At 47.5% G+C, this 23,689-nt stretch carries 16 protein-coding genes and 3 tRNA genes; 14 read left to right on the forward strand and 5 right to left on the reverse strand.

Annotated elements, in window-relative coordinates:
* The first annotated feature begins 11 nt into the window (after positions 1-11).
* Positions 12-1,511 (forward strand): YifB family Mg chelatase-like AAA ATPase, encoded by a 1,500-nt coding sequence (locus tag AMJAP_RS00895; RefSeq protein WP_019621061.1) that lies wholly within the window; start codon positions 12-14, stop codon positions 1,509-1,511.
* On the opposite strand, the gene AMJAP_RS00900 is transcribed toward AMJAP_RS00895, so the two are convergent.
* Positions 1,483-3,222 carry a bifunctional diguanylate cyclase/phosphodiesterase gene (locus AMJAP_RS00900; protein WP_019621060.1) on the reverse strand — a complete coding sequence of 580 codons (1,740 nt, stop codon included), beginning with the start codon at positions 3,220-3,222 and terminating at the stop codon, positions 1,483-1,485. The genes AMJAP_RS00895 and AMJAP_RS00900 overlap by 29 nt on opposite strands.
* Positions 3,223-3,479: 257 nt before the next feature.
* Here AMJAP_RS00900 and rep point away from each other — a divergent pair, with 257 nt between their 5' ends.
* The gene (gene rep / locus AMJAP_RS00905) at positions 3,480-5,495 is read left to right on the forward strand and encodes a DNA helicase Rep (RefSeq protein ID WP_019621059.1); all 2,016 of its coding nucleotides are present in this window, start codon (positions 3,480-3,482) and stop codon (positions 5,493-5,495) included.
* Positions 5,496-5,547: 52 nt separating this feature from the next.
* On the opposite strand, the gene AMJAP_RS00910 is transcribed toward rep, so the two are convergent.
* Positions 5,548-5,970, reverse strand: coding sequence for a c-type cytochrome (locus tag AMJAP_RS00910; protein ID WP_019621058.1), 423 nt, complete (start codon positions 5,968-5,970; stop codon positions 5,548-5,550).
* A gap of 426 nt (positions 5,971-6,396) precedes the next feature.
* On the opposite strand from AMJAP_RS00910, the gene AMJAP_RS00915 reads away from it, so the two are divergent.
* From AMJAP_RS00915 to AMJAP_RS00935, 5 genes are all read left to right on the forward strand, one after another.
* Positions 6,397-8,505, forward strand: a complete 2,109-nt coding sequence (locus tag AMJAP_RS00915; RefSeq protein ID WP_019621057.1) for a putative bifunctional diguanylate cyclase/phosphodiesterase — start codon at positions 6,397-6,399, stop codon at positions 8,503-8,505.
* A gap of 121 nt (positions 8,506-8,626) precedes the next feature.
* A tRNA-Arg gene (locus AMJAP_RS00920) sits at positions 8,627-8,703 on the forward strand.
* A gap of 125 nt (positions 8,704-8,828) precedes the next feature.
* Positions 8,829-8,904, forward strand: a tRNA-Thr gene (locus AMJAP_RS00925).
* 48 nt (positions 8,905-8,952) lie between these two features.
* Positions 8,953-9,028 (forward strand) — tRNA-Thr (locus tag AMJAP_RS00930).
* A gap of 277 nt (positions 9,029-9,305) precedes the next feature.
* Positions 9,306-10,223, forward strand: a complete 918-nt coding sequence (locus tag AMJAP_RS00935; protein ID WP_019621056.1) for a pseudouridine synthase — start codon at positions 9,306-9,308, stop codon at positions 10,221-10,223.
* Positions 10,224-10,509: 286 nt separating this feature from the next.
* Here AMJAP_RS00935 and AMJAP_RS00940 read toward each other — a convergent pair whose 3' ends face one another.
* The gene (locus tag AMJAP_RS00940) at positions 10,510-13,227 is read right to left on the reverse strand and encodes a sensor domain-containing protein (RefSeq protein ID WP_019621055.1); all 2,718 of its coding nucleotides are present in this window, start codon (positions 13,225-13,227) and stop codon (positions 10,510-10,512) included.
* Between the two features lie 323 nt (positions 13,228-13,550).
* Here AMJAP_RS00940 and AMJAP_RS00945 point away from each other — a divergent pair, with 323 nt between their 5' ends.
* Both AMJAP_RS00945 and AMJAP_RS00950 read left to right on the forward strand, forming a co-directional pair.
* Positions 13,551-14,810, forward strand: a complete 1,260-nt coding sequence (locus tag AMJAP_RS00945; RefSeq protein ID WP_083935284.1) for a L,D-transpeptidase family protein — start codon at positions 13,551-13,553, stop codon at positions 14,808-14,810.
* A 132-nt stretch (positions 14,811-14,942) separates the two neighbouring features.
* A complete protein-coding gene (locus tag AMJAP_RS00950) occupies positions 14,943-15,485 on the forward strand; it encodes a YcbK family protein (RefSeq protein ID WP_019621053.1) in 543 nt (180 codons plus the stop codon).
* Positions 15,486-15,608: 123 nt separating this feature from the next.
* Here the strand turns inward: AMJAP_RS00950 and AMJAP_RS00955 are convergent, their stop codons facing one another.
* Complete coding sequence (locus AMJAP_RS00955; protein WP_019621052.1) at positions 15,609-16,613, reverse strand: AraC family transcriptional regulator; 1,005 nt, start codon at positions 16,611-16,613, stop codon at positions 15,609-15,611.
* 192 nt (positions 16,614-16,805) lie between these two features.
* On the opposite strand from AMJAP_RS00955, the gene AMJAP_RS00960 reads away from it, so the two are divergent.
* The 5 genes from AMJAP_RS00960 to AMJAP_RS00980 all read left to right on the forward strand — a co-directional run bounded on the left by AMJAP_RS00960 (position 16,806) and on the right by AMJAP_RS00980 (position 22,731).
* The gene (locus AMJAP_RS00960; RefSeq protein WP_019621051.1) at positions 16,806-17,579 is read left to right on the forward strand and encodes an enoyl-CoA hydratase; all 774 of its coding nucleotides are present in this window, start codon (positions 16,806-16,808) and stop codon (positions 17,577-17,579) included.
* Positions 17,580-17,668: 89 nt separating this feature from the next.
* Positions 17,669-18,856: an acetyl-CoA C-acyltransferase gene (locus AMJAP_RS00965; RefSeq protein WP_019621050.1), complete on the forward strand. Its 1,188-nt coding sequence runs from the start codon at positions 17,669-17,671 to the stop codon at positions 18,854-18,856.
* A gap of 108 nt (positions 18,857-18,964) precedes the next feature.
* Positions 18,965-20,122 (forward strand): acyl-CoA dehydrogenase family protein, encoded by a 1,158-nt coding sequence (locus AMJAP_RS00970; protein ID WP_019621049.1) that lies wholly within the window; start codon positions 18,965-18,967, stop codon positions 20,120-20,122.
* A gap of 35 nt (positions 20,123-20,157) precedes the next feature.
* The gene (locus AMJAP_RS00975; protein ID WP_019621048.1) at positions 20,158-20,925 is read left to right on the forward strand and encodes a 3-hydroxyacyl-CoA dehydrogenase; all 768 of its coding nucleotides are present in this window, start codon (positions 20,158-20,160) and stop codon (positions 20,923-20,925) included.
* A gap of 162 nt (positions 20,926-21,087) precedes the next feature.
* Positions 21,088-22,731, forward strand: coding sequence for an AMP-binding protein (locus AMJAP_RS00980; RefSeq protein WP_019621047.1), 1,644 nt, complete (start codon positions 21,088-21,090; stop codon positions 22,729-22,731).
* A 262-nt stretch (positions 22,732-22,993) separates the two neighbouring features.
* Here the strand turns inward: AMJAP_RS00980 and AMJAP_RS00985 are convergent, their stop codons facing one another.
* Positions 22,994-23,689: a phosphatase PAP2 family protein gene (locus tag AMJAP_RS00985; protein WP_019621046.1), complete on the reverse strand. Its 696-nt coding sequence runs from the start codon at positions 23,687-23,689 to the stop codon at positions 22,994-22,996.

Genomic DNA, 23,689 nt, shown 5'->3' on the forward strand with positions numbered 1-23,689 from the left:
GATGGATTACTATGACATTAGCAATAGTTAACACCCGGGCGCAGCTCGGTATCCAATCACCTCCGGTTGCAGTGGAGGTTCATCTATCGGGTGGTCTCCCCTGTTTTATAATTGTTGGCATGCCCGAAACCGGGGTGAAAGAGAGCCGGGAACGGGTACGTAGTTCTTTACTAAATAGCGGTTTTGAGTTTCCTGCCCGGCGTATCACCGTCAACCTGGCTCCTGCCGATCTGCCTAAAGAGGGGGGGCGTTATGATTTAGCGATTGCGATCGGTATTCTGATCGCTAGTAAACAGCTCCCGCAGCACTGTGCTGATGAATTCGAGTTCCTTGCTGAGCTGGCTCTGTCTGGTCGTTTGCGCCCGGTTTCAGGCGTGCTTCCAGTGGCGCGAAGTTGCCGTGAGGCGGGGCGAAGCCTTTGGTTGGCGAGTGAAAGTCTGAGTGAAGCGGAGTTAGTAAACGGGTTAACACTTTTTGGTGCCAACTCCCTGTTGGCCGTTAGCAATCATCTTTCGGGTGCCCAGCTGATTGAGACTGCGGTATCAAACAGGTCGGTAGAGATAGCGGACGGTGGTTCTGATATGGCTGATGTCAGAGGACAATATCAGGCTAAACGGGCGTTAGAGATAGCGGCAGGAGGAGGGCATAATCTACTGCTTTGTGGCCCTCCCGGGAGTGGGAAAAGCATGTTGGCCAGCCGTTTGCCGGGTATTCTTCCACCACTGGAGTCCGATGAATTACTCGATATTGCCGCTATCTATTCGGTAGCCGGAGTGAAGGAACCGAAATTATTTGCCGGTATTCGTCCGTTTCGTAATCCCCATCATACGGCATCAGCCGTGGCGTTGGTGGGCGGTGGTAGTAACCCTCGCCCTGGTGAGATTTCTTTGGCGCATCAGGGGGTGTTGTTTTTGGATGAACTGCCGGAGTACAGTCGGCAGGTGTTGGAAGTTATGCGCGAGCCGCTAGAGTCCGGCGAGATCCATATTTCCCGGGCGGCACTTCAAACTAGTTTTCCCGCCAGTTTTCAGCTCATTGCTGCTATGAATCCATGTCCTTGCGGATATAGAGGAGACCAGAGTGGTCGGTGTCGCTGTACACCGGATCAGGTGCAGCGATATCAGGGGAAAATTTCCGGGCCGTTACTGGACCGGATAGATTTGCAGAGCTGGGTGCCCGGGTTGACCCCGGAACAGCTAATGGGGCCGCTTGAAAGCAGTGAGAGCAGCGGGCAGATCAGGGCCCGGGTTATCAAGGCACGTGCCCGTCAGATGCAGAGACAGGGTTGTATTAATGATCGCCTCGGGGTTAAAGGGTTGGAACAATATTGCTGCCTGGGTACCGAGCAGGAAAAGCTTTTAATGCAGGCTATGAGCCGTATGGGCTTATCTGCCCGGGCTACGCACCGGGTGCTAAAGGTATCGAGAACGATTGCAGATTTGCATGACGAATCGGAAATTAGTAGTGCGGCATTGTTGGAGGCTATTGGTTTGCGGCGCTCTCCGCTGTGATCTGACAACCGCTTTCGAGCAGTACTTTGAATTTGTCATAAGAGACGGGCTTGCTATAGAGATAGCCTTGAGCCTGATGGCAGCCAAAGCGGGCCAGGAAATTAAGTTGTTGTGAGGTTTCTACACCTTCAGCGATCACTTCTTTGTTCAGGCTGCGCGCCAGGCGAATAATCGCTTTGACTATTTCCCGGTCATCGGGATTTTGATTCACGCCTGAGACAAAAGAGCGGTCGATTTTCAGGCTGCTGATAGGCAGTGTTTGTAGTAGCGAGAAAGAAGAGTAACCGGTGCCAAAATCATCCAAAGAAAAATTGATCCCCAGTTTATGAAGCCCTTCGATGCCTTCCCGAACATGCAGTTCGTTATTAAACAAAGCAGATTCGGTTAATTCAAACTCGAGAATAGCGGTGTCTATTGAGTATTTCTCGATCAGACGCTGGATTGTCCGACACAGGTAACTGTCCTGAAACTGTCGGAAGGAGAGATTTATACTGAGTCTTTCAATTGCTAATCCACTTGCCTGAAGTCGCTGAATGTCTTCGCCTGCCTGCTGAATTACCCAGTAGCCAATAGGTACTATCAGGCCGGTACGCTCAGCAGTAGGAATAAAGGCATCGGGGTAAATTAATCCTTTCTCGGGGTGTCTCCAGCGTATCAGCCCTTCTGCGCCAATAATCTTCCCGCTGCTGATATCGACTCTGGGTTGATAGAAGAGTTCGAATTCGTTACGGCGTATGGCGTTGATGAGCTCTGGTTCAATAGCGATCTGGGATTCGTCAGAGCGGTGTTGTTTCTGATCAAAAATTGCATAGCTGCAACTACTAGTTGCTTTTGCTTTTATGCGGGCCTGGGTTGCCTGATGAACCAGAGTGTCTATTTCGCAGCTGTGTTCCGGGACAAGTGCGACCCCGATACTGCAAGGAAGAATAACCTCCAGCTCATGATAAAGGTAGGGCTCGGTCAAGCTATGTAATATTTTATTACAGAGCTGTGTTGTCTGAGATGTCAGGTCTTCATCTACCGGCGTTTCTTGCAGCAGAACGAATTCATCATTACCGAGTCGTGATAATTGGCCTGGGATAAGGGCTGCGAGCCGTTTGCTCATCTCCTTAACGATTATGTCGCCAGCAGAATAACCGTTGATATTGTTAAATCGTCTGAAACCGTCCAGGTCGACACTGATGAGTGCTAACTGAGAGGATGTATCACCCTTCCTGATCCGTTGCAGCTTCTGTGATAACTGTTTATAGAACTGCTGCCGGTTTGTCATGCCGGTTAGCGGATCTAACTGTTTTAGATGGGTTAACTCGGTATTGTATCGATTCACCATCAGGTTATAGCAAATGACTCTCTTAAAGATTTCATCTGTGAGTTCTGAGGTGATGACGAAGTCGCTGGCGCGCCAGAGCATAAATTCATCAATGCGGTCTGTCGTTAATTGGTGGTCAAATATAATGACAGGGATCAGAGGGTGCTGCTGTCGTAGGAAGTGTAATTCAGAGAGGGCGTTGGTGTCAGTAAAACAGCTGTGTAGAAATATAAGTTTGAAAACATTCTTATCTAGTTTTTCGGTAGCCTGATCAAAGCTACATTGCTGGAAGTCGCATTGATTTTGTGCCAGTAAGTCGACCAGCGTAGTGGTATCAAAACCACAACTGTCGATGATCAGGCATTTTGTTTGTTCTGTATCGCTGCGAGTTACAGATAACATATTTAATGTTCTTGAGAATAAACAGCCATGTTTGTTCTCGTTTATTTCTACTGATAAGACAATTCAATCCGTGCGATAATTGTCCCCCTGTAAGCCTTTTAAGAGTAACACGTCAAAGCTTATGGTCAAACAGATGTTCGATTAATTAATTCATTTAAAACAATGAATTAGCGTCTTTATCTGCGTATTTTCTACGGTTAACTATATTGTATCGGCTGAGTGTGTCTAAAACTTTAGCTGTAAAGGTTGTTATTTAGATGGCAAAACTTAATCCCAAGCAACGTGAAGCTGTGGACTATATTAGCGGCCCTCTCTTGGTTTTGGCTGGGGCTGGCTCGGGTAAAACCAGCGTGATTACCCGTAAGATCGCTTATCTGATTGAGGTTTGCGGGATAAAAGCACATAACATTGCCGCAGTGACATTTACCAATAAGGCATCCCGGGAGATGAAGGAGCGGGTTTCTTCTCTGGTACAGGGCAATGCGACCCGGGGCTTGACCGTTTCTACTTTTCATAACCTGGGGCTGACCATTATCCGTAAAGAGCATAAAACGCTGGGCTTTAAAGCCGGCTTTTCACTGTTTGATGATCAGGATACTAAAGCGCTATTGAAAAGTCTGTTGCTGCATGAAGGCGAAGAAACGGATCAACTGGATTTTATCCAACATACAATATCTAACTGGAAGAACGATATGTTGGGGCCTGCACAGGCATTGGCCCAAGCGGAAGGCCCTGCTGATGTGCTGGCTGCCCGGGCGTACGAGGCTTATCAGAAGAGTTTAAAAGCGTATAACGCTGTGGATTTTGATGATCTGATTTTGTTGCCGGTGGAGCTGTTTATCAATCATGGGGATATTCTTGAACGTTGGCAGAATAAAATCCGCTACCTGTTGGTTGATGAGTATCAGGATACCAATGTTACTCAATACCTTCTGGTTAAAATGCTGGTCGGTGTCAGGGGAATGCTGACAGTAGTGGGAGATGATGATCAATCCATCTATTCCTGGCGGGGGGCTCGTCCCGAGAACCTGGTGCAGCTACAAGATGATTTTCCATCGTTAAAAGTTGTTAAGCTGGAACAGAACTACCGCTCTACGGGCCGCATTCTGAAAGCGGCAAACACCGTTATCTCAAACAACCCTCATGTCTTTGATAAGACGCTGTGGAGCGATATGGGATTTGGTGATCCTATTCGGGTGGTATTTACCCGCAACGAAGATGCTGAATGTGAGCGTATAGCGACAGAGATACTGGACTTTCATCTGCGCCGAAAACGCCAGTTCAAAGACTTTGCCATTTTGTATCGGGGTAACCACCAGGCTCGATTATTGGAGCTGAAGTTACAAAGCTATCAGGTGCCCTACAAGCTCAATGGGGGCACTTCATTTTTTGCGCGTGCCGAAATAAAAGACATCATGTCTTACCTGAAAGTATTGGTGAATCCTGATGATGATAATGCTTTTCTTCGAATCATTAATTTACCCCGGCGGGAGATTGGGCATACGACCCTTCAGGGTTTGGGGGAGTATGCGTCTGAGCGTCATACCAGTCTGTTTAATGCCTGCAGTGAGTTAGGGCTTGAGCAAGTATTAAAGCCGGCGCAGGTCGATCGGTTGCGGCGTTTCAAAAACTGGCTGGAAGGTATTTACCAGCAGAGTGAAAGGGGAGATCCGATCGATGCTGTACGAAAGATGGTGGATGATATTGATTTTGCTGGCTGGATCGCACAGAACAGCTCTGGTGAAACGGTGGCCGATCGACGGATGCAGAATGTTTGGATCTTAGTTGATTCGTTGCGTAATACTCTCGATCGGTTACAGGAAGATGACCCTGATGCGGGGCTTCGCGAAGCCATTGCCCGACTGATACTGATGGATATCATGGAAAGGCAGGAGGAAGAGGATGATTCTGATCGGGTGCAATTGATGACACTGCATGCCTCTAAAGGGCTGGAATTTCCTCATGTTTACCTGATGGGGATGGAAGAGGAGATCCTGCCTCATCGAAACAGCATTGAAAATGGTGATATTGAAGAGGAACGCCGGTTAGCCTATGTAGGGATAACTCGAGCAAAAGAGACACTGACTATGACGCTGGCGCGAAAGCGGAAGCAATTTGGTGAGCTGATCGATTGCCAGCCAAGCCGCTTTCTCGATGAATTACCGGAAGATGACTTAGTGTATGAAGGTCGGGGTGAAGTCTGCGAAGTTGCTAACAAAGCGCGGGGGAATGCGACGTTGAGTGGGTTGCGTGGGTTATTAGATGATCTTTGAAGGATATAAATTAAAAAAGGCCGCGAAAGCGGCCTTTTTTAATTCGTTACACTTACTTCGCGCTGTCGAGCATGTGCTCTATAGAAGCTTTGATCTCATCATCTGAACAGCTTGCACAGGTACCACGTGGAGGCATGGCATTGATACCGTTGATAGCGTTGCTCACCAGTGTATCAAGACCTTTATTGGCACGCTCAGCCCAATCGCTGGTACCAAATTTAGGTGCATCCAGAACACCTGAAGCGTGACATGCAGCACAGCTGGCGCTGTATACATCAGCACCTGAACGCGCACCACCTGCAGCAGCAGGAGCAGCAGCGCCGCCACAGTCATCACCTTCTACACATACAGAACCAACGGGCTTGATACGCTCTGCAATAGCATCGTTATCAGTGTTGGCCATAGTAGAGGTAGCCAGGAAACCCAATGCAACAGCAAACAGGGCAGAAATAGCTTTGGCAGCAAATTTACTCACAGTCACGACCTCATCATCGCTAATTATAGAAAAAGGGTGCTGTAGGGATAGCCTCAATGGCTTGTTACAGCATCAATAATTTTTTGTCGGCCGGGATTATAACGGTAAATAGACACAACGAAAATGGGTGTAGCTCTGATAAGGACTAAATAATTAGTAACAGATAAGGGAAATGTTTGAAGTTCGACGCAAAGGATTGACCTGACGGAGGGGTAATTAACGCATTTCATGTTGCCGGATAGCGACGTAAAGGGTATTTTATTCGTCTGTTTTTTTCTTTTCTTTTGCAGGGCTGCAAGCCAGTCAGATGTCGCGTAACTTAAATACCGTAAAAGGACTTATTATGGTGGCTAGTTGCTTATTTTTTACTGTAAGTACTTCATCTATCGACCAAGGTCGAAGTGAAGGGATTGCAGGAGGCTTTTGATGGACCAGAAGCCATTCGTTTCTGTTACTCGCCGCCTTCACGGTTTATTTGTTACCTCTGCCGCGGTAGTTCTATTAATTACTGGGCTGGTAGTGCTTTGTGTTGAGTTGGTAACCAGCCGGAATCAGTTAATTGAAAGAGCGGGATTGTTTACCGGGCTTACCTCTCCCCATTTGGCCAATGTGTTAGCTCTCGATTCGCCCATTCTGGCGCATAAGCTGCTGGAGAACTATTTTTCTGAGCCGGATCTGCTGGGTATTTATGTTTATCGTAATGACGGTAGCTTGCTTGTCGAATTGAGCAAGCCTGAGTTAACTCTGCCGCTTCCTGAACCGTCCTTCCTGTTGAGATCCCAGCTTGAGGTATCACATAGCTTCAGCTTTGATCTGTTTGAGTACAGTATGCCTGTCAGAACAAATCGGGGTCTGGAAGGGCAGATTTATCTTCAATACAGTCTTGCCGGGGTAAAGCAAAAAGTTCTGTTTTATCTGTTGTTTGGTGTTTCTTTATACCTCTTATCGCTCTTAGGGGTTTACCTGTTATCTAAACGGATTCAAGCGGGTCTGACGGAGCCGATAGATCAGTTGTTAGATGCCATGGAGCAGGTTAGCGTGCATCAGAATTACGACTTAAAGATCTATGAAAGCCGCAAGAAAACTGAACTAAGTAGTTTAATTAGCGGCTTTAATCGTATGCTGGTCGAAATAAATAAAAATGCCCGCGAGCTGAAGAGCCATCAAAAAGTCATTGAACAACATGTGTATTTTGATCCCCTGACGGGTTTGGCGAATCGCAGACTACTTATGCAAAACATGGAGCGCGAGGTGGTACGCGCGCGACGAACTAAGCAGTTTGGTGCGTTGGTTTACATGGATCTGGATCACTTTAAAACGATAAATGATTCTCTGGGGCACAGTGTTGGTGATGCAATTCTGAACAGTGTTTCTGCTCGCATACGAAAAGCGATACGACAAGCGGATACGCCCGCGCGTTTAGGGGGGGATGAGTTTGTCGTGTTACTGCCGGAGCTGGGGCAAAATGAGTCTTCTGCCAGTCATAATGCCCTGAGCGTGGCGGAAAAGGTTCGTCAGTCGATCTCTGAAGTGCATTCTATTGAGGGCCGGTCCTTACATGTGACTCCGAGTATTGGTATTGCGTTGTTTGACGGCGCTAATGACCAGTTTGAGAACCTTATAATGCAAGCTGATCTGGCAATGTATCGGGCAAAAGAAGAGGGGCGTAATCAGGTTCAATTTTTTCTTGAGCAGATGCAGGAACATGCAGATCATCGGCAACAGATTGAAGAGCGCCTAAGAGAAGCGATTGAAAAAGACCGGCTTTATGTCAGTTATCAGCCATTGGTGCGGGGTGCTGGTAAGATAGTGGGTGCTGAAGCGCTACTTCGCTGGCCCGATGGGGAAAATGGTTTAATTAACCCTTCAGCCTTTATACCGATTGCTGAGATGACCGATTTGATATGCTGTCTGGGTAACTGGGTCTTGACCGAAGTCTGCCGCCAGATGGCCGAGTGGGAGGCTCAAGGGCGGGTTTTAGTGGTGTCAGTCAATATCAGTCCGCGCGAATTTCAGCAGGAAAACTTTGTAGAACAGGTACAGGAAGTTGTCATATCGACCGGGGTTCGGGCGGACTGTTTAGTCTTTGAGCTGACAGAAGGCGTGCTGTTAACCAATGTTGATAAAGTAAGAAACAAAATGAGACGCCTGTCTGAGCTAGGTATTCGTTTCTCACTGGATGACTTTGGCACTGGGTATTCATCGTTGCAGTACCTTAAACAGTTACCAATCAATACCTTGAAGATAGATCAGTCCTTTGTCAGAGATATCACCACTGATAGTAATGATGCTGCCATAGTTGCAACTATCATCGCCATGGCAAGAAGTCTGGATATTGATGTCGTGGCTGAAGGTGTTGAGAAGAAAGAAGAACTGGCGTATCTCATCAAGTGCGGCTGCACATTGTTTCAGGGGTTTTACTTCAGTCGTCCGGTCCGGGCGAAACGCATGGCAAGCCTGATCCCTTCAAAACAGCAGGATCAAGTGTGTGAGGTGCAGATACAAACGTTGCCAACGCATCAGTTTACAGACTAAGTATTCGCTATATTTAGTTTGATCTGAAGCCCTGCATTAAGATTGAAAAAGTTGCCTTAGCGATAGACAGTGTATAGTTAGATCGGTAATATACACGCCCTCATCATTCGTGATGAACTGCGCGCCTGTAGCTCAGCTGGATAGAGTAGCAGGTTCCGATCCTGTTGGTCGGGGGTTCGAATCCCTCCAGGCGCGCCAAATAAACGTTATTTATAACGTTCTGATTCCATACGGAATTTGCTACACCATCCACCTGAGCTACAGGCGCACAGTTCGCTTCGTGTTCATGAGAAAGTATGGAGTGGTCACAGTATGGTCACAGTGCCGCTATAGCTCAGTTGGTAGAGCAACTGACTTGTAATCAGTAGGTCCCGAGTTCGACTCTTGGTGGCGGCACCATTTTTATCAGGTTTCTTTATCGAAACCGTACAATGTTTGATTTCTTATGCCGGTATAGCTCAGTTGGTAGAGCAACTGACTTGTAATCAGTAGGTCCCGAGTTCGACTCTTGGTGCCGGCACCATTTCTTCCTTTCTCTTCCCAAATGCTTTTAAAATATTTAAGCAGACGCCAAAAAGTCCTAGTGGCAGCCTCTTTTTTTAGAGTTTAGCTCTTTGTTCTTAGCGTGATTCGGTTACGCTAAAATACAGAGTCTAGTTAGTTTCTTTCCGGACAAGTATTGTTCCTCTGAGGTATAAGCTCCATGTTAAACTCATGAATCGGCATAGGCTTTTATCATGAAGCATAAAGCCGCAGCATCTTATTTACTCTCACGATAAAGTCGCATTCTGGATCCAAAGATGGCTATCGCTAAATCTCCGTCTAAATTAACCTTACCGCGGATTAATCCGGGCGTTGTTACGGTTGTAGACTACCTGATTCACAAGTTTCCGCAGGTCGGTGCCCAGGTATGGCAGCAACGGGCGATCGATGGGAAGTTGCATTGGCATGATGGAACCACTATATCCTTTACGACGCCCTATCGGTCGCAGCAACGCGTCTATTATTACCGAGAAGTGGAATGCGAGTCTGTGGTTCCCTTTAACGAAACAATCTTATTTACAGACGCGGATATTCTGGTCGCCTATAAACCGGCCTTTCTTCCGGTCACGCCTGGTGGAAATTATGTGAACGAATGTCTGCAGAATCGGTTACGGGTAAAAACGGGGATGGATAACCTACAGGCTTTACACCGTATTGATCGTGTCACAACTGGACTGGTGATGTTTTCGGTTAACCCTGAAACGAGTCATCTGTACCACCAGTTGTTTGCCTCCAGACAAATACATAAGACCTATCAAGCAGTAGCCAGGATTGATATCGGTTCTGATGAGCCTACGCGTGGTCAGCAATGGGAGGTTGCTAACCGGATGGAATCTGCTGAACCGCGTTTTCTGATGCGGGTTACTGATGGGACCCCTAATAGTCATTCTCGGATTCGTTGCTTAGATCGATTCGAGGATAAGGCGCTATTTGAGTTAGAACCGGTTACCGGTAAAACGCATCAGTTGCGGGTTCATATGCAGGCGCTTGGATGGCCCATCTTACACGACCGTTATTACCCGGTATTACAATCTAAGTCGGCCGATAATGTTGACCAGCCTTTGCAGTTGCTGGCACAGCAGTTACGTTTTATCGATCCGGTGAGATCGCAACCCAGAGCCTTTCATTGTGGTTTTGAAATAAACCCGGTGACGGGGCTGTTTGAAAAGGTGTAAGCATCGCTGTTTAAGTGTTTTAGCAACGCTGTCTTTAGTGTGAGATAAAGCCTCTAAAAGGGCAGACCGATCTGATATCGATAGAGAACCTATCGGCCTTATCCTCAGCGATGTATCGCTAAGTGTTATGCACGGTTCCTGTGGATAACTGTGTGTAAATTATATGGGCTCTTTAGTTGGAGGGCCTGATTTACAGGGGACTGAGTGGTTGGCGGTTATTTGATCGGACTTGGTTCTATTATGTGAGTTAATATTGTCACTACCTTTCATCGTGAGCATCTAGTGCTTAGGTTAGTGTTTTATGGGGAGCAGCTTTTCCTTCAGCGCCTGTTGAAGAGTTAACCCATACCGCTGGAGGTTGCCAGTTTTTGGACCAACTGTGGATCTCTGTTGCTGGCATAGGGCGTGCGATACCGTAGCCCTGAGCTATCTCACAGCCGAGTTGTAACAGAGATACCCCCTGTTCAGGAGTCTCAACACCCTCTGCAACGATATCGCGCTGGAATGCTTTCGCCAGGCCGAGCACCGCTTTAATAATTGCCATGTCTTCTGAGTTGCTGAGCATGCCGTTTACAAAAGTCCGGTCAATCTTAAGTACTTCAACAGGGAGATACTTAAGGTAGGTGAGCGAGGAATATCCGGTTCCGAAATCGTCCAGAGCGAATTTCACGCCCATCTGAGAGCAGATTTTCATCGTTTTCGAGACCTGCTGCAGGTCTTGCAGTGCACTGCTTTCAAGAATCTCTAGCTCAAAATTGGCAGGATTAGCCGTTGGATGAGCCGTTAATAATTGATGTAGTTGTTTTGAGAAACGGCTGTCTTGAAGTTGTTGCGCGCTGATATTAACGCTGACCCGGATATTTAAGCCGATGCTTTGCCACGCCGATAGCTGCTTCAATGCACTGGTAATAACCCATTGTCCAAGTTCAATATCCAGATCATGATTATCAATATCTGGTAGAAAGGCAGCCGGTGGCAATAATCCTTTTTCGGGATGTAACCAGCGAATTAAGGCTTCAACTCCAATAAGTTCGCCGGTGCGCAAATGAACTTTAGGCTGGTAATAAAGAATAAATTCATTGTCAGCGAGTGCTTGCTGCAGCCGTTCTATTCGCTCATGACGGCCCTTTAACGAACGGTCGTGTACCGGATCAAAAATATGGTAACAATTCTTACTCTTCAATTTTGCTTGATACATGGCCTGATCTGCTTGGCGCAGGAGCTTGTCAGGTTCGGGGTCTTCTGTGGGGTAGAATGCAACCCCCAGACTGGCGGTGACATGGAGTAATGAATTATCTATTTTCACGCCAGCGGAGATCGTTTGAAGTATACGGTTTAGCAGGGGAATACAGGACTCGGTATCAGCCAGGTCGGTAAAGATCGCTACAAACTCATCCCCTCCAAGTCTTGCGATAGTATCGCCTTCCCTGAGAACCTGCTTCATCCGCTGGGCTACTTCTACCAGTAATTTATCGCCGACATCATGGCCGTATTGGTCATTGATCGCTTTAAAACCATCCAGATCAATATAAACAACCGCGAGTGAATCCATCTGGCGGTCAGCATGTAAAATACCTTGCTGTAACCTGTCTGCCAGCAGAAGTCGGTTTGGTAATTCGGTGAGTGCATCAAAATGAGCGATATGGTGCAATTGTTTTTCATGCTCTTTTTGCAAGGTTATATCGTAAAACAGCCCGATATAGCACTTTGTCTGGCCCTGATCATCCTGTACAGCGTTAATCGATAGTTGTTCCAGGTAGGTATGGCCATTTTTATGTCGATTATAGATTTCCCCTTCCCAATGGCCACTGCTAAGTAAACGTTTCCACATGGTTTCATAAAACGCATCTGCCTGGAGGCCTGATTTCAACATTTTTGAGCTTTGCCCCAGCGTTTCTTCGCGGCTGTAACCTGTAATCGCTGTGTAGGCAGCGTTGACATCAAGAATTGTCCCGGTGGGGGAGGTGATGATGATTCCTTCTGAAGCATTCTGGAATACACTGGCGGCCTGGCGTAAACCTTCTTCTGTTGTTTTTCGATCAGTAATATCACGAATAACGCCAATAAAACCTAAGGCATCACCGGCGGAGTTTTTGATGACGGAGCCTAGTGTTTCTCCAACAAAAGTATCGCCGTCATGACGCTTGTATGTCACTTCATATAAATCAGTTTTGGGGCTGGCATCAAGTGAGAAACGTAGTTTACCCTGGTATATAAAGTCAGCAATATCCGCATATAGAATGGCAGCGCTTTCACCTTTAAATTCCTGATACTTATAACCAAAAATACTCTCTGCACTTTTATTAGCGGTGATAATATTCCGATTACAGTCGGTATATATAATCGCATCGGTAATGTTATTCAGGATGGTATTTAGTGTGACCTCCTGTTCTTCTGCTTTTTGCCTTAAGGCGATGTTGCGTTTATTGACGACGGCTAATAAGAAGAGAAGGGCCAGAAGGAGCGTGATTGAAAGCCCCATGATGTAGATAACCTGCTGGCTTTTACTGCTGAGCTCAGATGTTTGTATGGCGACCATCTCTTCTAACTTTTCCTGGTATTGCCATAGTCCCTGATTACGACCACTCGCTGCTGAAGCATCGGTGATAATTGAAAACAGTAATTTTTGGTTGTTGCTGGTTATCGGGGTTGAATGTACTTCGACAGTGCGGATGCTGCCGTCGGCACTTTTGTGTCTGAAAATAAAATAATTACGGCCCTCCTTCTGAGCCAGTTTACGCTCATTAGCGACTTGTTCTTTTGTCAGCGTATTGATCTCTTGAATTACCATGCTGCGCAGAGTATTGAGTGGATATCCGTAAAACTGACTGGCTGCCTGGTTGGCATCAATAATTTCACCACTCATTGGGTCGATCAGCAACATAACAGCGTTATGTCGTGTAAACGCATCATTAAAGCTGATTTCAGCATATGTGGGGGTAGTGATACCCAGTATTAATAGAAGGATTGCTATGTAGGTGAAGGGCTTCTTATTCAAAGACATTGATGCCGCCTTGCTATTGAAATCATACAGTCCGAAGGAAAATATTCCTTCATGATGGTGGCGTGTTTCGTTTGAAATAAAGCCGCACGTTTTGAGTGTATATTAAGTTTCTGAGTATTTGAAGGCGGTGTATTAGCACTACCGCGATACCGTTTGTTTGATATTACCGGACCTCAGTGACTGTAGTCTTTGTCCTATATCTGAATTCACAGCTTTGTACCTACAAAGGCTATCTAAATTGGTTATCAGGGGCGTTTGTCTTATCTGCTTTTGATTTTTCTGCTTTTAGGGTCTGTAATTAATGGACACAGATTTCCAGTTGAATGGAATCTGGAGGAGTGAGTATGGGGCTTTCCCGGTTTTTCTGCGTTTGTGCTGCTTTAATGCTTTTTACCAGTAGTAGTGTATCCGCAGTAGAGCCTCCGACAATGTTATCAGCGTTGCTGAATCAGCATCAGCAGGGTACCGGAGTGCCCGATGCCCGGTTTAGTAATTTAGAGGAGGCTTCTCTTTTTTATCAACGGCTGAACCAGCAGGCTCACTGGCCCCGGTTAGCTGGGGGTTCGCTTTTGCGTCAGGATGATCGCGATACTGAGATCACTATCCTGCGCCAACAATTGATGCTGCTGGGGGACTATCGGCGCCTAACTCAGGCTCTTATTGATGAAGAGTATTTTGACCAGGAACTGTCTGAGGCTTTGAAACAGTTTCAGTACCGCCATGGTGCAAAAGTGGATGGGATTCTAGGTCCGAAGAGTCGTGCCCTCTTGAACGTACCTCCCTCTCAACGACTCAATCAGCTAAGTTTAAATCAATATCGAGTCAGCCAGTTCAGGGCCTTGGCTCTGGGGCGTTATATTCAGGTCAACATTCCTGAATTCAGGTTACGCCTGGTAGATCAGGGAGATACCGTATTGCAGCTGAAAACCATAGTGGGTCGTAAAAAACGTAAAACACCGGTGTTTACTACCGATATTAAGGCACTGGTGATGAACCCCTCCTGGACAGTCCCTAAAAGTATTGGTTGGAAGGATATTATTCCAGCATGGCAAGCCGACCCTGAATACCTGAGTCGAAAAAACCTCAGTGTTGCTCAGGGTTGGGGCAATCAGCGAGTATTACTGCCCAGTAGCGAAGTCGAGCCGCAGTCGATGTATAACAGTGATGAGTATCGTTACTTCTGGGAAGCGCCTGGGCAGGGAAATACGCTGGGGCGCATCAAATTTTTGTCTCACAGCCGTTATGCTATTTATCTGCATGACACATCGGCACCTGGGTTGTTTAACCGGGACAGGCGTGATCTGAGCTCCGGCTGTATCCGGGTTGAGCGGGCGGAAGATTTGGCTCAACATCTGATACAGCTAGACAGCCCTGAGCAGTTGCCCCAGCTTGGCTCTACCCTGATGACAGAGAAAACCAGCGAGATTTATCTGCGTCATCCCGTACCGGTGCATATGACGTACTGGACTGCCTGGGTGGATAATCAGGGCCTGTTAAATTTTCGTGATGATATTTATCGTCGTGATGAGTGGGAGCATAGCCAGCTTTTTGCTACCAGTCAGTTAGGGAGTCCCAAATTCTGAGCAGGTATATTTAAACAAGTGATTAAAAACTGTACAGACATGATGTGTTCGTGGATAATTGCTGGCTGAATTTTAACCAGCTTGAAGCGTTTTTACTTAATGACAAATATAAAACACTCGCGCAGGGTCTTTTTGCGCAATATCGCACTGTTATCTGCAGGTGCGGCTCTCCCTTCCAGGGCCTTTGCAAATCACAATGTAACAGGGGTTGTGGATTCCTTTCCTTCAGAGATGTCTCTCTCGTTTAGTAATCTTCATACCGGAGAAAAGCTGAAGACAACCTTCTTTTGTGAGGGAAACTTTGTCAATGAAAGTATGGATGCGATCTGTCATCTGCTGCGGGATCATCGAAATAATGAAGTCGGTAAGATGAGCCCCGATCTGATGCTGTTATTACATGACCTGCAACAGACACTTGAGGTTGATCAGCCCTTTGAAGTGATTTCCGGTTACCGGTCGCCGGCCACCAATGCAATGTTAAGTCAGCGAAGCAGTAAAGTTGCAAAGAAAAGTCTGCATATGCAGGGCAAAGCGGTTGATATTCGTATCCCGGGGATTCGTCTGACGGACCTGCATCGGGCTGCACGCCAGATAGATCGTGGTGGCGTTGGCCTCTATACGGGTAGTCGGTTTGTTCATTTAGATACAGGCAGGCCCAGATACTGGGGTAGTTAACAGATTTAACCTGTGAGGATTTTCATCTGAAGGAGTCTGACAGACCAGTACGGGGCTTCGTGTTGAAAGGGTTAAGGCCTTGATCGCTTCAGAGACGTTCGTTCGCTGGTTCGTTCTCAGGCATTAGCGCTTTAATTGTAGATAGCTGGTGGGCGTTAACCCGGTCCACTGTTTAAATGCCCGGGTAAAAGAGCGGGACTCGCTATATCCCAGTGTGTGCGCGATTTCAGATACGGATAGCTTCTGGGAAAACAGCTTCTCGATGGCCAGATCTCGTCGAATTTCATCTTTAATTTGTGGATAAGAACTTCCTTCGCTCTTAAGTTTACGCCGTAGTGTTTGGGAGCTGATATTAAACTGCTGCGCAAGCGCTTCAAACGAGGGGCATTGAAGCACCTCATTCCCCTGTTGCAGTAATAGTGCCCGGATACGTGCCCGAAAACCTTGCTCATCGCCGGGAATCGTAATCAGATCTGCCGGTGAGTGCCGTAGGAACTGTGATAGATCACGTTGAGTTCTAACCGGGGGTTGTGCGAGAAAATCGGCACTGAAGCTGAATTTCAGACTGGGTTGACTGAAATAATGCTGGCAGGGGAATAGGTGTTTCAGTTCGCTGCTATGGTCTGGTTCAGAGTAGGTGAAGCTGACCTGATTAAGGGGTATTTTTTTACCCACCACCCAACTGGCGTAACGATGCCAGATAACCATCCAAAATTCTTGGTAAAAAAAGTCAGGATCAAGTTCCGGTTGGGCAAAAATAATTTCAAATTCAACCCGATTATCCCGCTGCTGCATGTTCATCTGAATATCATCGGTAAACAGGTTATAGAACTGGATACCCTGCGCTAACACCGCTTCAAGGGAGTCGTAGTTTAATGAGTGTCGCGCCATAAAGGCGAATGCTCCTGATTTACAGGGGTGAGCGGTACAGCCCAAAAACTCATCACTTAACATCGACCAAATCGTCTGTACCAGCCGAGTCATCTGATCGCCATGGATCCTGAGTCCAGCTTGCTTTAAGTGTGCCCGTTCTATACCAAGTTCCTCTAACAGGCTATTGGTTTCGAGGCCCTTCCTCGCAGCACAATTGAGTGCTGCCTGAATGTAATGAACATCAACTGTCGCCATAGTCTATCCGTTATACATTAACTGATTTTTGCCCGTCGTACTGGATGCTGGAAACTACCGGAGAAGCTGTTCGACTAATAGATAGTATGTAATATTTTGTGACGTAAGTCGTCATATTAGGACATTTTATGACAACTTGTTTTCCGCCATAGTGAGTGTTCGCTATAGGAAAACCGATTGTAGGTACCAAATATGTCTGAGAAGTTATTGGTTGAGTTGGTTGAGCACACCGCCGTAGTCACGATTAACAACCCTCCGGCGAATACCTGGGACAGAGAAAGCCTGGCAGCACTTAAGCTACTGGTTGAAGAGCTTAACGCTAACTCTGAGGTTTACAGTCTGGTACTGACCGGTTCTGGGGATAAGTTTTTCTCTGCTGGTGCCGACTTGAATATGTTTGCTGACGGGGATAAAGGTAACGCTCGTGAGATTTCCAGTTTATTCGGACAAGCTTTTGAAGCGCTAAGCTGTTTTCGTGGCGTATCTATTGCGGCAATGAACGGCTATGCAATGGGGGGTGGGCTTGAGTGCGCACTGGCTTGTGATATTCGTATTGCCGAAGCGCAGATTTCAATTGCACTACCCGAAGCTAAAGTAGGTTTACTCCCTTGTGCTGGTGGAACTCAGCGCTTGTTAAGTCTGGCCGGAGAGGGTTGGGTGAAACGTATGATTCTCTGCGGTGAGCGATTAACCGCTGAACAGGCCCACACCGTTGGTATTATCGAAGAAGTGGTTGACCGGGGAGTAGCTAAAGCAGCGGCGATGGCGATGGCGAAAAAAGTAGCCCAGCAGAGTCCTTCCAGTGTTGCTGCCTGTAAATCACTGATTCAGGAGTCACGTACTGAGCTGGAAAAGGGACTACTCCGCGAACGGGAATTGTTTATCGACCTGTTCGATACCGCTGACCAGAGCGAGGGTGTTAGCGCCTTCTTGGAAAAGCGCTCGCCCGAGTGGAAAAATGCCTGATATCGTCATGTGTACAGAAGCATGTCGTCAGATCAAATTGCTATCAAAATAAATAAGCTGAATGGGCAAGCCCCATCGAGAGAAGACCAATGTCACAGAATCAAGATCCGATTGTAATTGTTGCCGCAACCCGTACTCCGATGGGAGGGCTGATGGGAGCCTTGAGCGAAGTACCCTCGCCTCAACTGGGTGCAACGGCGATTAAAGCGGCAATAGATCGTTCCGGGCTTAATGCCAGCGATGTTGATCAGGTCATTATGGGCTGTGTATTACCTGGTGGTCTGGGGCAGGCTCCCGCTCGACAAGCTGCGCTGGGTGCTGAATTACCGCTGTCTGCTGGCTGTGTCACTATCAATAAGATGTGCGGCTCAGGAATGAAGGCGGTAATGGATGCCCATGATCAGATCAAGGCAGGCACCAGCTCAGTAATGGTGGCCGGCGGCATGGAAAACATGAGCCAGTCTCCTTACTTGTTGCCAAAAGGTCGTGGCGGTATGCGTATGGGTCATAGCCAGGTACTGGATTCGATGTTTTTTGATGGGCTTGAAGATGCTTACGAGGGTGGCCTGATGGGATCTTTCGCCCAGGCAACAGCTGACAGTTTTGGTGTGACTCGTGAGGCGATGGATAATTTTGCGATTGAATCTCTGAGCCGTGCGAACAAAGCGATCAACGAAGGTTGGTTTGAGAATGAGATTGCGCCGGTTACGATTAAGAGTCGTAAAGGCGATACGCAAGTAGCGATAGATGAGCAGCCGGGTAATGCGAATCCGGACAAAATTCCACAACTGCGTCCGGCCTTTAAAAAAGACGGTACGGTGACGGCGGCTAACTCCAGCTCTATCTCTGATGGTGCTGCTGCGCTGGTGATGATGAGCGAAAGTGAGGCCAAAGCGCGGGGCCTGCAACCACTGGCTCGCATTACCGGGCATATGACACATGCTCAACGTCCCGCTGATTTTTCAATAGCGCCGATTTCAGCCGTTCAGAAACTGTTAGATAAGGTAAATTGGACCAGCGATGACGTTGATCTTTATGAGATTAACGAAGCCTTCGCCGTTGTGACCATGCTGGCAACGCAGAAACTGGAACTGGATTCAGCAAAGGTCAATGTTCACGGTGGCGCATGCGCATTAGGTCATCCCATCGGTTGTTCCGGCGCCCGGGTTCTGGTTACCCTGATCCACGCGCTGAAACGACTGGGCAAGCAGCGTGGCGTAGCGTCCCTTTGTATCGGTGGCGGTGAGGCGACGGCTGTTGCAATCGAAATGATCTGAACAGCGCTACGCTGTGCTTAAATGATCTCATTCAGGGGCTGGTTATTCCGCCCCTTTACCTGATTAAAGCGTACTTGTTAAAGAGTACATGAAAGAGAGAACCACCTGATGGATATGACCCTAACCGAAGACCAGTCCATGATTCAGGATATGGCGCGTAAGTTTGCCCAGACTGAACTGGCTCCTGTTGCCGAGAAACTAGATCAGGAAGGTGATCGTGCATTGTTCCTTAAAAACCTGAACAGTTTGGCTGAACTTGGTTTTATGGGGCTAAATGTTGATGATCAATACGGTGGTGCCGAAGCGGGCACCGTTGTGTTTAGCCTCGCGGTTACTGAGATCGCCCGGGCTTGTGCTTCAACTGCTGTGACGATGTCGGTCACTAACATGGTTGCTGAAGTTATTCAGGCGGTTGCTTCTGAAGAACAGAAAAAGCGTTATTTGCCCAAGCTGTGCAGTGGTGAATACCCTGCGGGTGGTTTCTGTCTGACGGAGACCACTGCCGGTTCTGATCCTTCCAATATGAAAACCACAGCGGTTCTGGAAGGTGATGAGTGGATACTGAATGGCGCTAAACAATTTATCACCAGTGCAGAATACGCCGGAGTTTTTGTTGTTTGGGCCGTGACTGATAAGAGTCAGCCCAGAGGTAAAGGCATCTCCTGTTTTCTGGTTGAAAATAACATTCCCGGGTTGTCTGTATCTAAAGCGGAAAAGAAAATGGGTCAGCATGCGTCGGCCACCAATGAAGTACTGTTCGAAAATTGCCGCATTCCCAAAAGTGCGCTGATGGGCGAATTGAATCAGGGCTTCAAAGTGGCGGTCGGTGAGTTAGCAGGTGGTCGTATCGGTGTTGGATCTATCGCTCTGGGTATTGGTCAGGCTGCGATGGATTACGCGCGAGATTACATCACTGAGCGCCAACAGTTCGGTAAGCCTATTGCGAGCTTCCAGGGGCTGCAGTGGATGCTGGCTGATGCTTTTACCGATCTGGAAGCGGCTCGTCTGCTATTGATGAACGCTGCGGATAAAAAAGCCAAAAGTCAGCCTTTTTCTAAAGAGGCATCCATGGCTAAGCTGTTTGCGTCTGAGAAAGCGAATAAGGCCTGCTATACCGCTCTGCAACTGATGGGTGGCTATGGCTATATCAAAGAGTATCCATTGGAGCGTTATGCCCGTGATGTTCGCATAACTTCTATTTACGAAGGGACTAGTGAGATTCAACGGGTCATTATTGCCCGTGAACTGCTACGCGAAATCGCATAAAACAATTAAAAGAATTCTAGAGAAGGGATAAAAACATGGATCTGAATAATAAAGTTGTCATTGTCACCGGCGGAGCATCTGGTCTGGGTTTAGTCACCTGCCAGCAGCTGGCTAAACAAGGCGCTAAAATCGTCGCTTTTGACTTGAATGAAGATGCTGGCCAGGCCTTGGTCGAAGAGCTCAAGGGGCAGGCGATCTTTGCTAAAGTCGATGTTACCGACGCTGCCTCTGTTGAAGCGGGTATTGCTCAGGCAGTCGAAACCTTCGGAACCATCCATGTGTGTATTAACTGTGCCGGTGTTGCTCCTGGTGGAAAAACGGTTGGCCGAAATGGCGCTCTGCCATTGGAAAAGTTTGCGCAGGTTATCAATATCAATCTGATCGGCACCTTCAATGTGTTGCGCTTGGCTGCTGAACAGATGGCGAAAAATGAGCCGGGTTCTGACGGTGAGCGTGGTGTCATTATCAATACGGCTTCCGTTGCCGCTTTTGATGGTCAAATGGGGCAATCTGCCTACGCTGCCAGTAAAGCTGGTGTGGTTGGCATGACGTTACCGATTGCTCGCGATCTGGCTAAGCTGGGTATTCGCATTATGACCATCGCACCGGGCATTTTTGATACTCCGATGATGAAAGGTATGACTGACGAAGTACGTGACCCGCTTATCGAAATGGTACAGAACCCTAAACGTTTCGGTGAACCTGAAGAGTACGCTGCTCTGGCAGCTCACATAATCAGCAATAACTATCTTAATGGCGATGTTATTCGTCTGGATGGTGCCATCCGGATGGAGCCACGTTAATAATTTGGCAATTGACGATAGTGCTTAGCCCGGGGAGGTGCCGTTATGTCGCGTAGTGGAATGTATATCGTTCGACTCCTCGGGAAGCCCTTTCTTTTACGTCGGGGCTGAGTGATATCTGAACAAAGATATAACAATTAGAACTGATTATGGGAGCTTCAAATGCAAAGAGTTAAATACGAAGATCTGATCAAAGAGTTTTCACCATCGATGGTTGATGACCAGTTTGTCGGCAGCCTCGAAACAGGTATTAATGTTTGCGTAGAGATCTGTGACCGCTATGCCGACACCGATAAAATAGCGCTTCGCTACGAGCGGGCCGACGGCTCACGTGGAGAGATGAGCTTCAGTGAGTTAAAAACCCGCTCGGCACAATTTGCCAATTATCTTCAGTCGCAGGGCGTTACTAAAGGCGACCGGATTGCCTGCCTGCTACCGCGCACGCCAGAATTGCTGATTACCGTGCTGGGAACACTCAGAGCCGGTGCAGTGTACCAGCCTCTCTTTACCGCGTTTGGCTCCGGTGCTATCGAGTACCGTCTGACTCAGGCGCAAACGAAGTTGATCGTAACCAATTCAGATCAGTGGCCAAAGCTGGCGGATGTGAAGGGGCTGCCAAAAACATTGCTGGTGGCCGATGCCGGAGACCAGTATGCAGCTGAAGCTGATGCGCTGTTTGATCAGGCTCAGTCTGGTCAGGCGGATACCTTTGAACCGGTTCTGATCGGCAAAAATGATCCTTTCCTGCAGATGTTTACCTCGGGTACAACCGGAAAGTCCAAAGGCGTTACCGTACCAGCGAAGGGGTTGATCTCGTTCTGGACGTATATGACCTATGCCATCGAAGTCTTGCCAGAAGATCGCTACTGGAACGTCGCTGACCCAGGCTGGGCCTACGGTCTATATTATGCTGTAGTCGGGCCTCTCTTGCTGGGTTGTACTACGCATTTCAATGAGAATGGATTTACTGCGGATAATACGTTTAAGTTCCTGCAAGATTATCGTATTACTAATCTGGCTGCGGCCCCTACCGCTTATCGTCTGCTGATGGCCCATGAAGATCAGCGTGCTGATTATGAAATCAATCTCAGGGCGGCCAGTAGTGCAGGTGAACCGTTGAATCCTGAAGTAGTTACCTGGGTCAGACGTATCTTTGATTGCCCGGTAATGGATCAGTACGGACAAACCGAAACAGGTATGACGTCCGCTAACTTTAATGCCCTGGAGCATGAAGAGCGTACGGCTTGTATGGGTTATCCGCTGCCCGGTTATCGTTTGGTGACGCTGGATTCAGAGTTGAACGAAGTGGGTGCGGGTGAGACTGGCGAACTGGCCATCGACATCGAATCCTCGCCACAATTCTTCTTCCAGGGTTATACATGGGGTGAGAAAAACCCGTTCAAAGGAAAATATTACCTGACAGGTGATATCGTCATTAGTAATGGCGATGGTTCCCATTCTTACACCGGTCGTGATGACGATATTATCGCCTCTGCCGGGTACCGTATCGGACCTGCGGATGTTGAAAGTACGTTACTTGAGCATCCCGCTGTTAATGAAAGCGCGGTGGTCGGTAAACCGGATGAAAAAAGAGGCAGTATTGTCAAAGCCTATGTAGTGATTAAGTCCGAATACGAAGCAGGGCCTGCATTGGTTGAGGAGCTTCAGCAGTTTGTTCGTAAGCGTTTATCAACCCACTCGTTCCCAAGACAGATCGAGTTTGTTGATGAGCTGCCCAAAACCCCTAGTGGCAAGCTGCAACGCTTCTTGTTGCGTAAGCGAGCGGTTGACGAAGCGACTCAGTAGCCACTCCTGAGAGCCGACTCATTCGCAGAGTTGGCTCTTCTTTTTCTTGGTTGTCCAGATACGTCTGTATTGATGCTTTCCTTCGTTGTTCCAGCGATGCTTAAGCGTATACTTCCTCGCCTTTTATTACGCTCTGTATCATCAGCGTTTATATAGCTAAATTGGTTTGACGCTGAAGTGTATTCGATAGATTAAGAGAGCGGTTACGGTGTTTCTGAGAAGTATCGCCTGTGCTACTACAGACTAACTGGAGTAGCGATTATTAACTTTGTTTTATCCTGAGCGGATGAATGAAGCCAAATCGGGCTCCTAATGCTGAGGTGACAAAGTAGACTGCCCAGAAGGCAAAGACAGTATCACTGAAGAAATGCCCTCCCTGGATGATTCGGGTGAAACTTAATACTACGCCTACGATACAGCCCGCCCAAAACGCTCTGGGTGACGCAAATAACCAGCCCAAAATCATAAAATAAAAACCCATCGCCGCGTGGCCACTGACAAAGGAACAGTTCCGTTTACACTCGCCGGAGTATATAAAGGCTGGGGTAAACTGTTTAGTACCGCCAAAGTTTTCGACCTGTACGGGGCGGGCACGGCCTATAGAGTTATCTTTCAATACGGTATTAACCAGTAACCCAGGGCCGATGATCAGCGCCAGCAGGAGAAAGGTAATACTCCATTTTTTGTAGCGTTGAAGGTTAAGCTTTTTATATTTAATCAGCAGACCTGCGGCCATCAGTCCTAACAGCAGTGGGATGTGTATCACTGCAAATACCCAATAGATAAACTTGAAAAAAGGGTTATGCTTTAAAAAAAATTGCTCTGTTTGCGGGTCATAAAACAGGCCGGTTACAAATAGATCGATCTGTGGAAAACTCACAAGCAGGGCGACACAGATCAGGAATAGAAACAGGTCTCTGTACTGTTTGAACGCTGAGAATATACTGGGTTTAGACAT

Origin of the sequence: Amphritea japonica ATCC BAA-1530, assembly GCF_016592435.1 — a bacterium.
Taxonomy (GTDB): domain Bacteria; phylum Pseudomonadota; class Gammaproteobacteria; order Pseudomonadales; family Balneatricaceae; genus Amphritea; species Amphritea japonica.

What these genes read in the sequence shown, in the direction of transcription:
- AMJAP_RS00895 (WP_019621061.1), top strand. Translation starts at nt 12, where the DNA reads ATGACATTAGCAATAGTTAACACCCGGGCGCAGCTCGGTATCCAATCA.
- AMJAP_RS00900 (WP_019621060.1), bottom strand. Translation starts at nt 3,222, where the DNA reads ATGTTATCTGTAACTCGCAGCGATACAGAACAAACAAAATGCCTGATC.
- rep (WP_019621059.1), top strand. Translation starts at nt 3,480, where the DNA reads ATGGCAAAACTTAATCCCAAGCAACGTGAAGCTGTGGACTATATTAGC.
- AMJAP_RS00915 (WP_019621057.1), top strand. Translation starts at nt 6,397, where the DNA reads ATGGACCAGAAGCCATTCGTTTCTGTTACTCGCCGCCTTCACGGTTTA.
- AMJAP_RS00935 (WP_019621056.1), top strand. Translation starts at nt 9,306, where the DNA reads ATGGCTATCGCTAAATCTCCGTCTAAATTAACCTTACCGCGGATTAAT.
- AMJAP_RS00940 (WP_019621055.1), bottom strand. Translation starts at nt 13,227, where the DNA reads ATGTCTTTGAATAAGAAGCCCTTCACCTACATAGCAATCCTTCTATTA.
- AMJAP_RS00945 (WP_083935284.1), top strand. Translation starts at nt 13,551, where the DNA reads ATGGAATCTGGAGGAGTGAGTATGGGGCTTTCCCGGTTTTTCTGCGTT.
- AMJAP_RS00955 (WP_019621052.1), bottom strand. Translation starts at nt 16,613, where the DNA reads ATGGCGACAGTTGATGTTCATTACATTCAGGCAGCACTCAATTGTGCT.
- AMJAP_RS00960 (WP_019621051.1), top strand. Translation starts at nt 16,806, where the DNA reads ATGTCTGAGAAGTTATTGGTTGAGTTGGTTGAGCACACCGCCGTAGTC.
- AMJAP_RS00965 (WP_019621050.1), top strand. Translation starts at nt 17,669, where the DNA reads ATGTCACAGAATCAAGATCCGATTGTAATTGTTGCCGCAACCCGTACT.
- AMJAP_RS00970 (WP_019621049.1), top strand. Translation starts at nt 18,965, where the DNA reads ATGGATATGACCCTAACCGAAGACCAGTCCATGATTCAGGATATGGCG.
- AMJAP_RS00975 (WP_019621048.1), top strand. Translation starts at nt 20,158, where the DNA reads ATGGATCTGAATAATAAAGTTGTCATTGTCACCGGCGGAGCATCTGGT.
- AMJAP_RS00980 (WP_019621047.1), top strand. Translation starts at nt 21,088, where the DNA reads ATGCAAAGAGTTAAATACGAAGATCTGATCAAAGAGTTTTCACCATCG.
- AMJAP_RS00985 (WP_019621046.1), bottom strand. Translation starts at nt 23,689, where the DNA reads ATGTCTAAACCCAGTATATTCTCAGCGTTCAAACAGTACAGAGACCTG.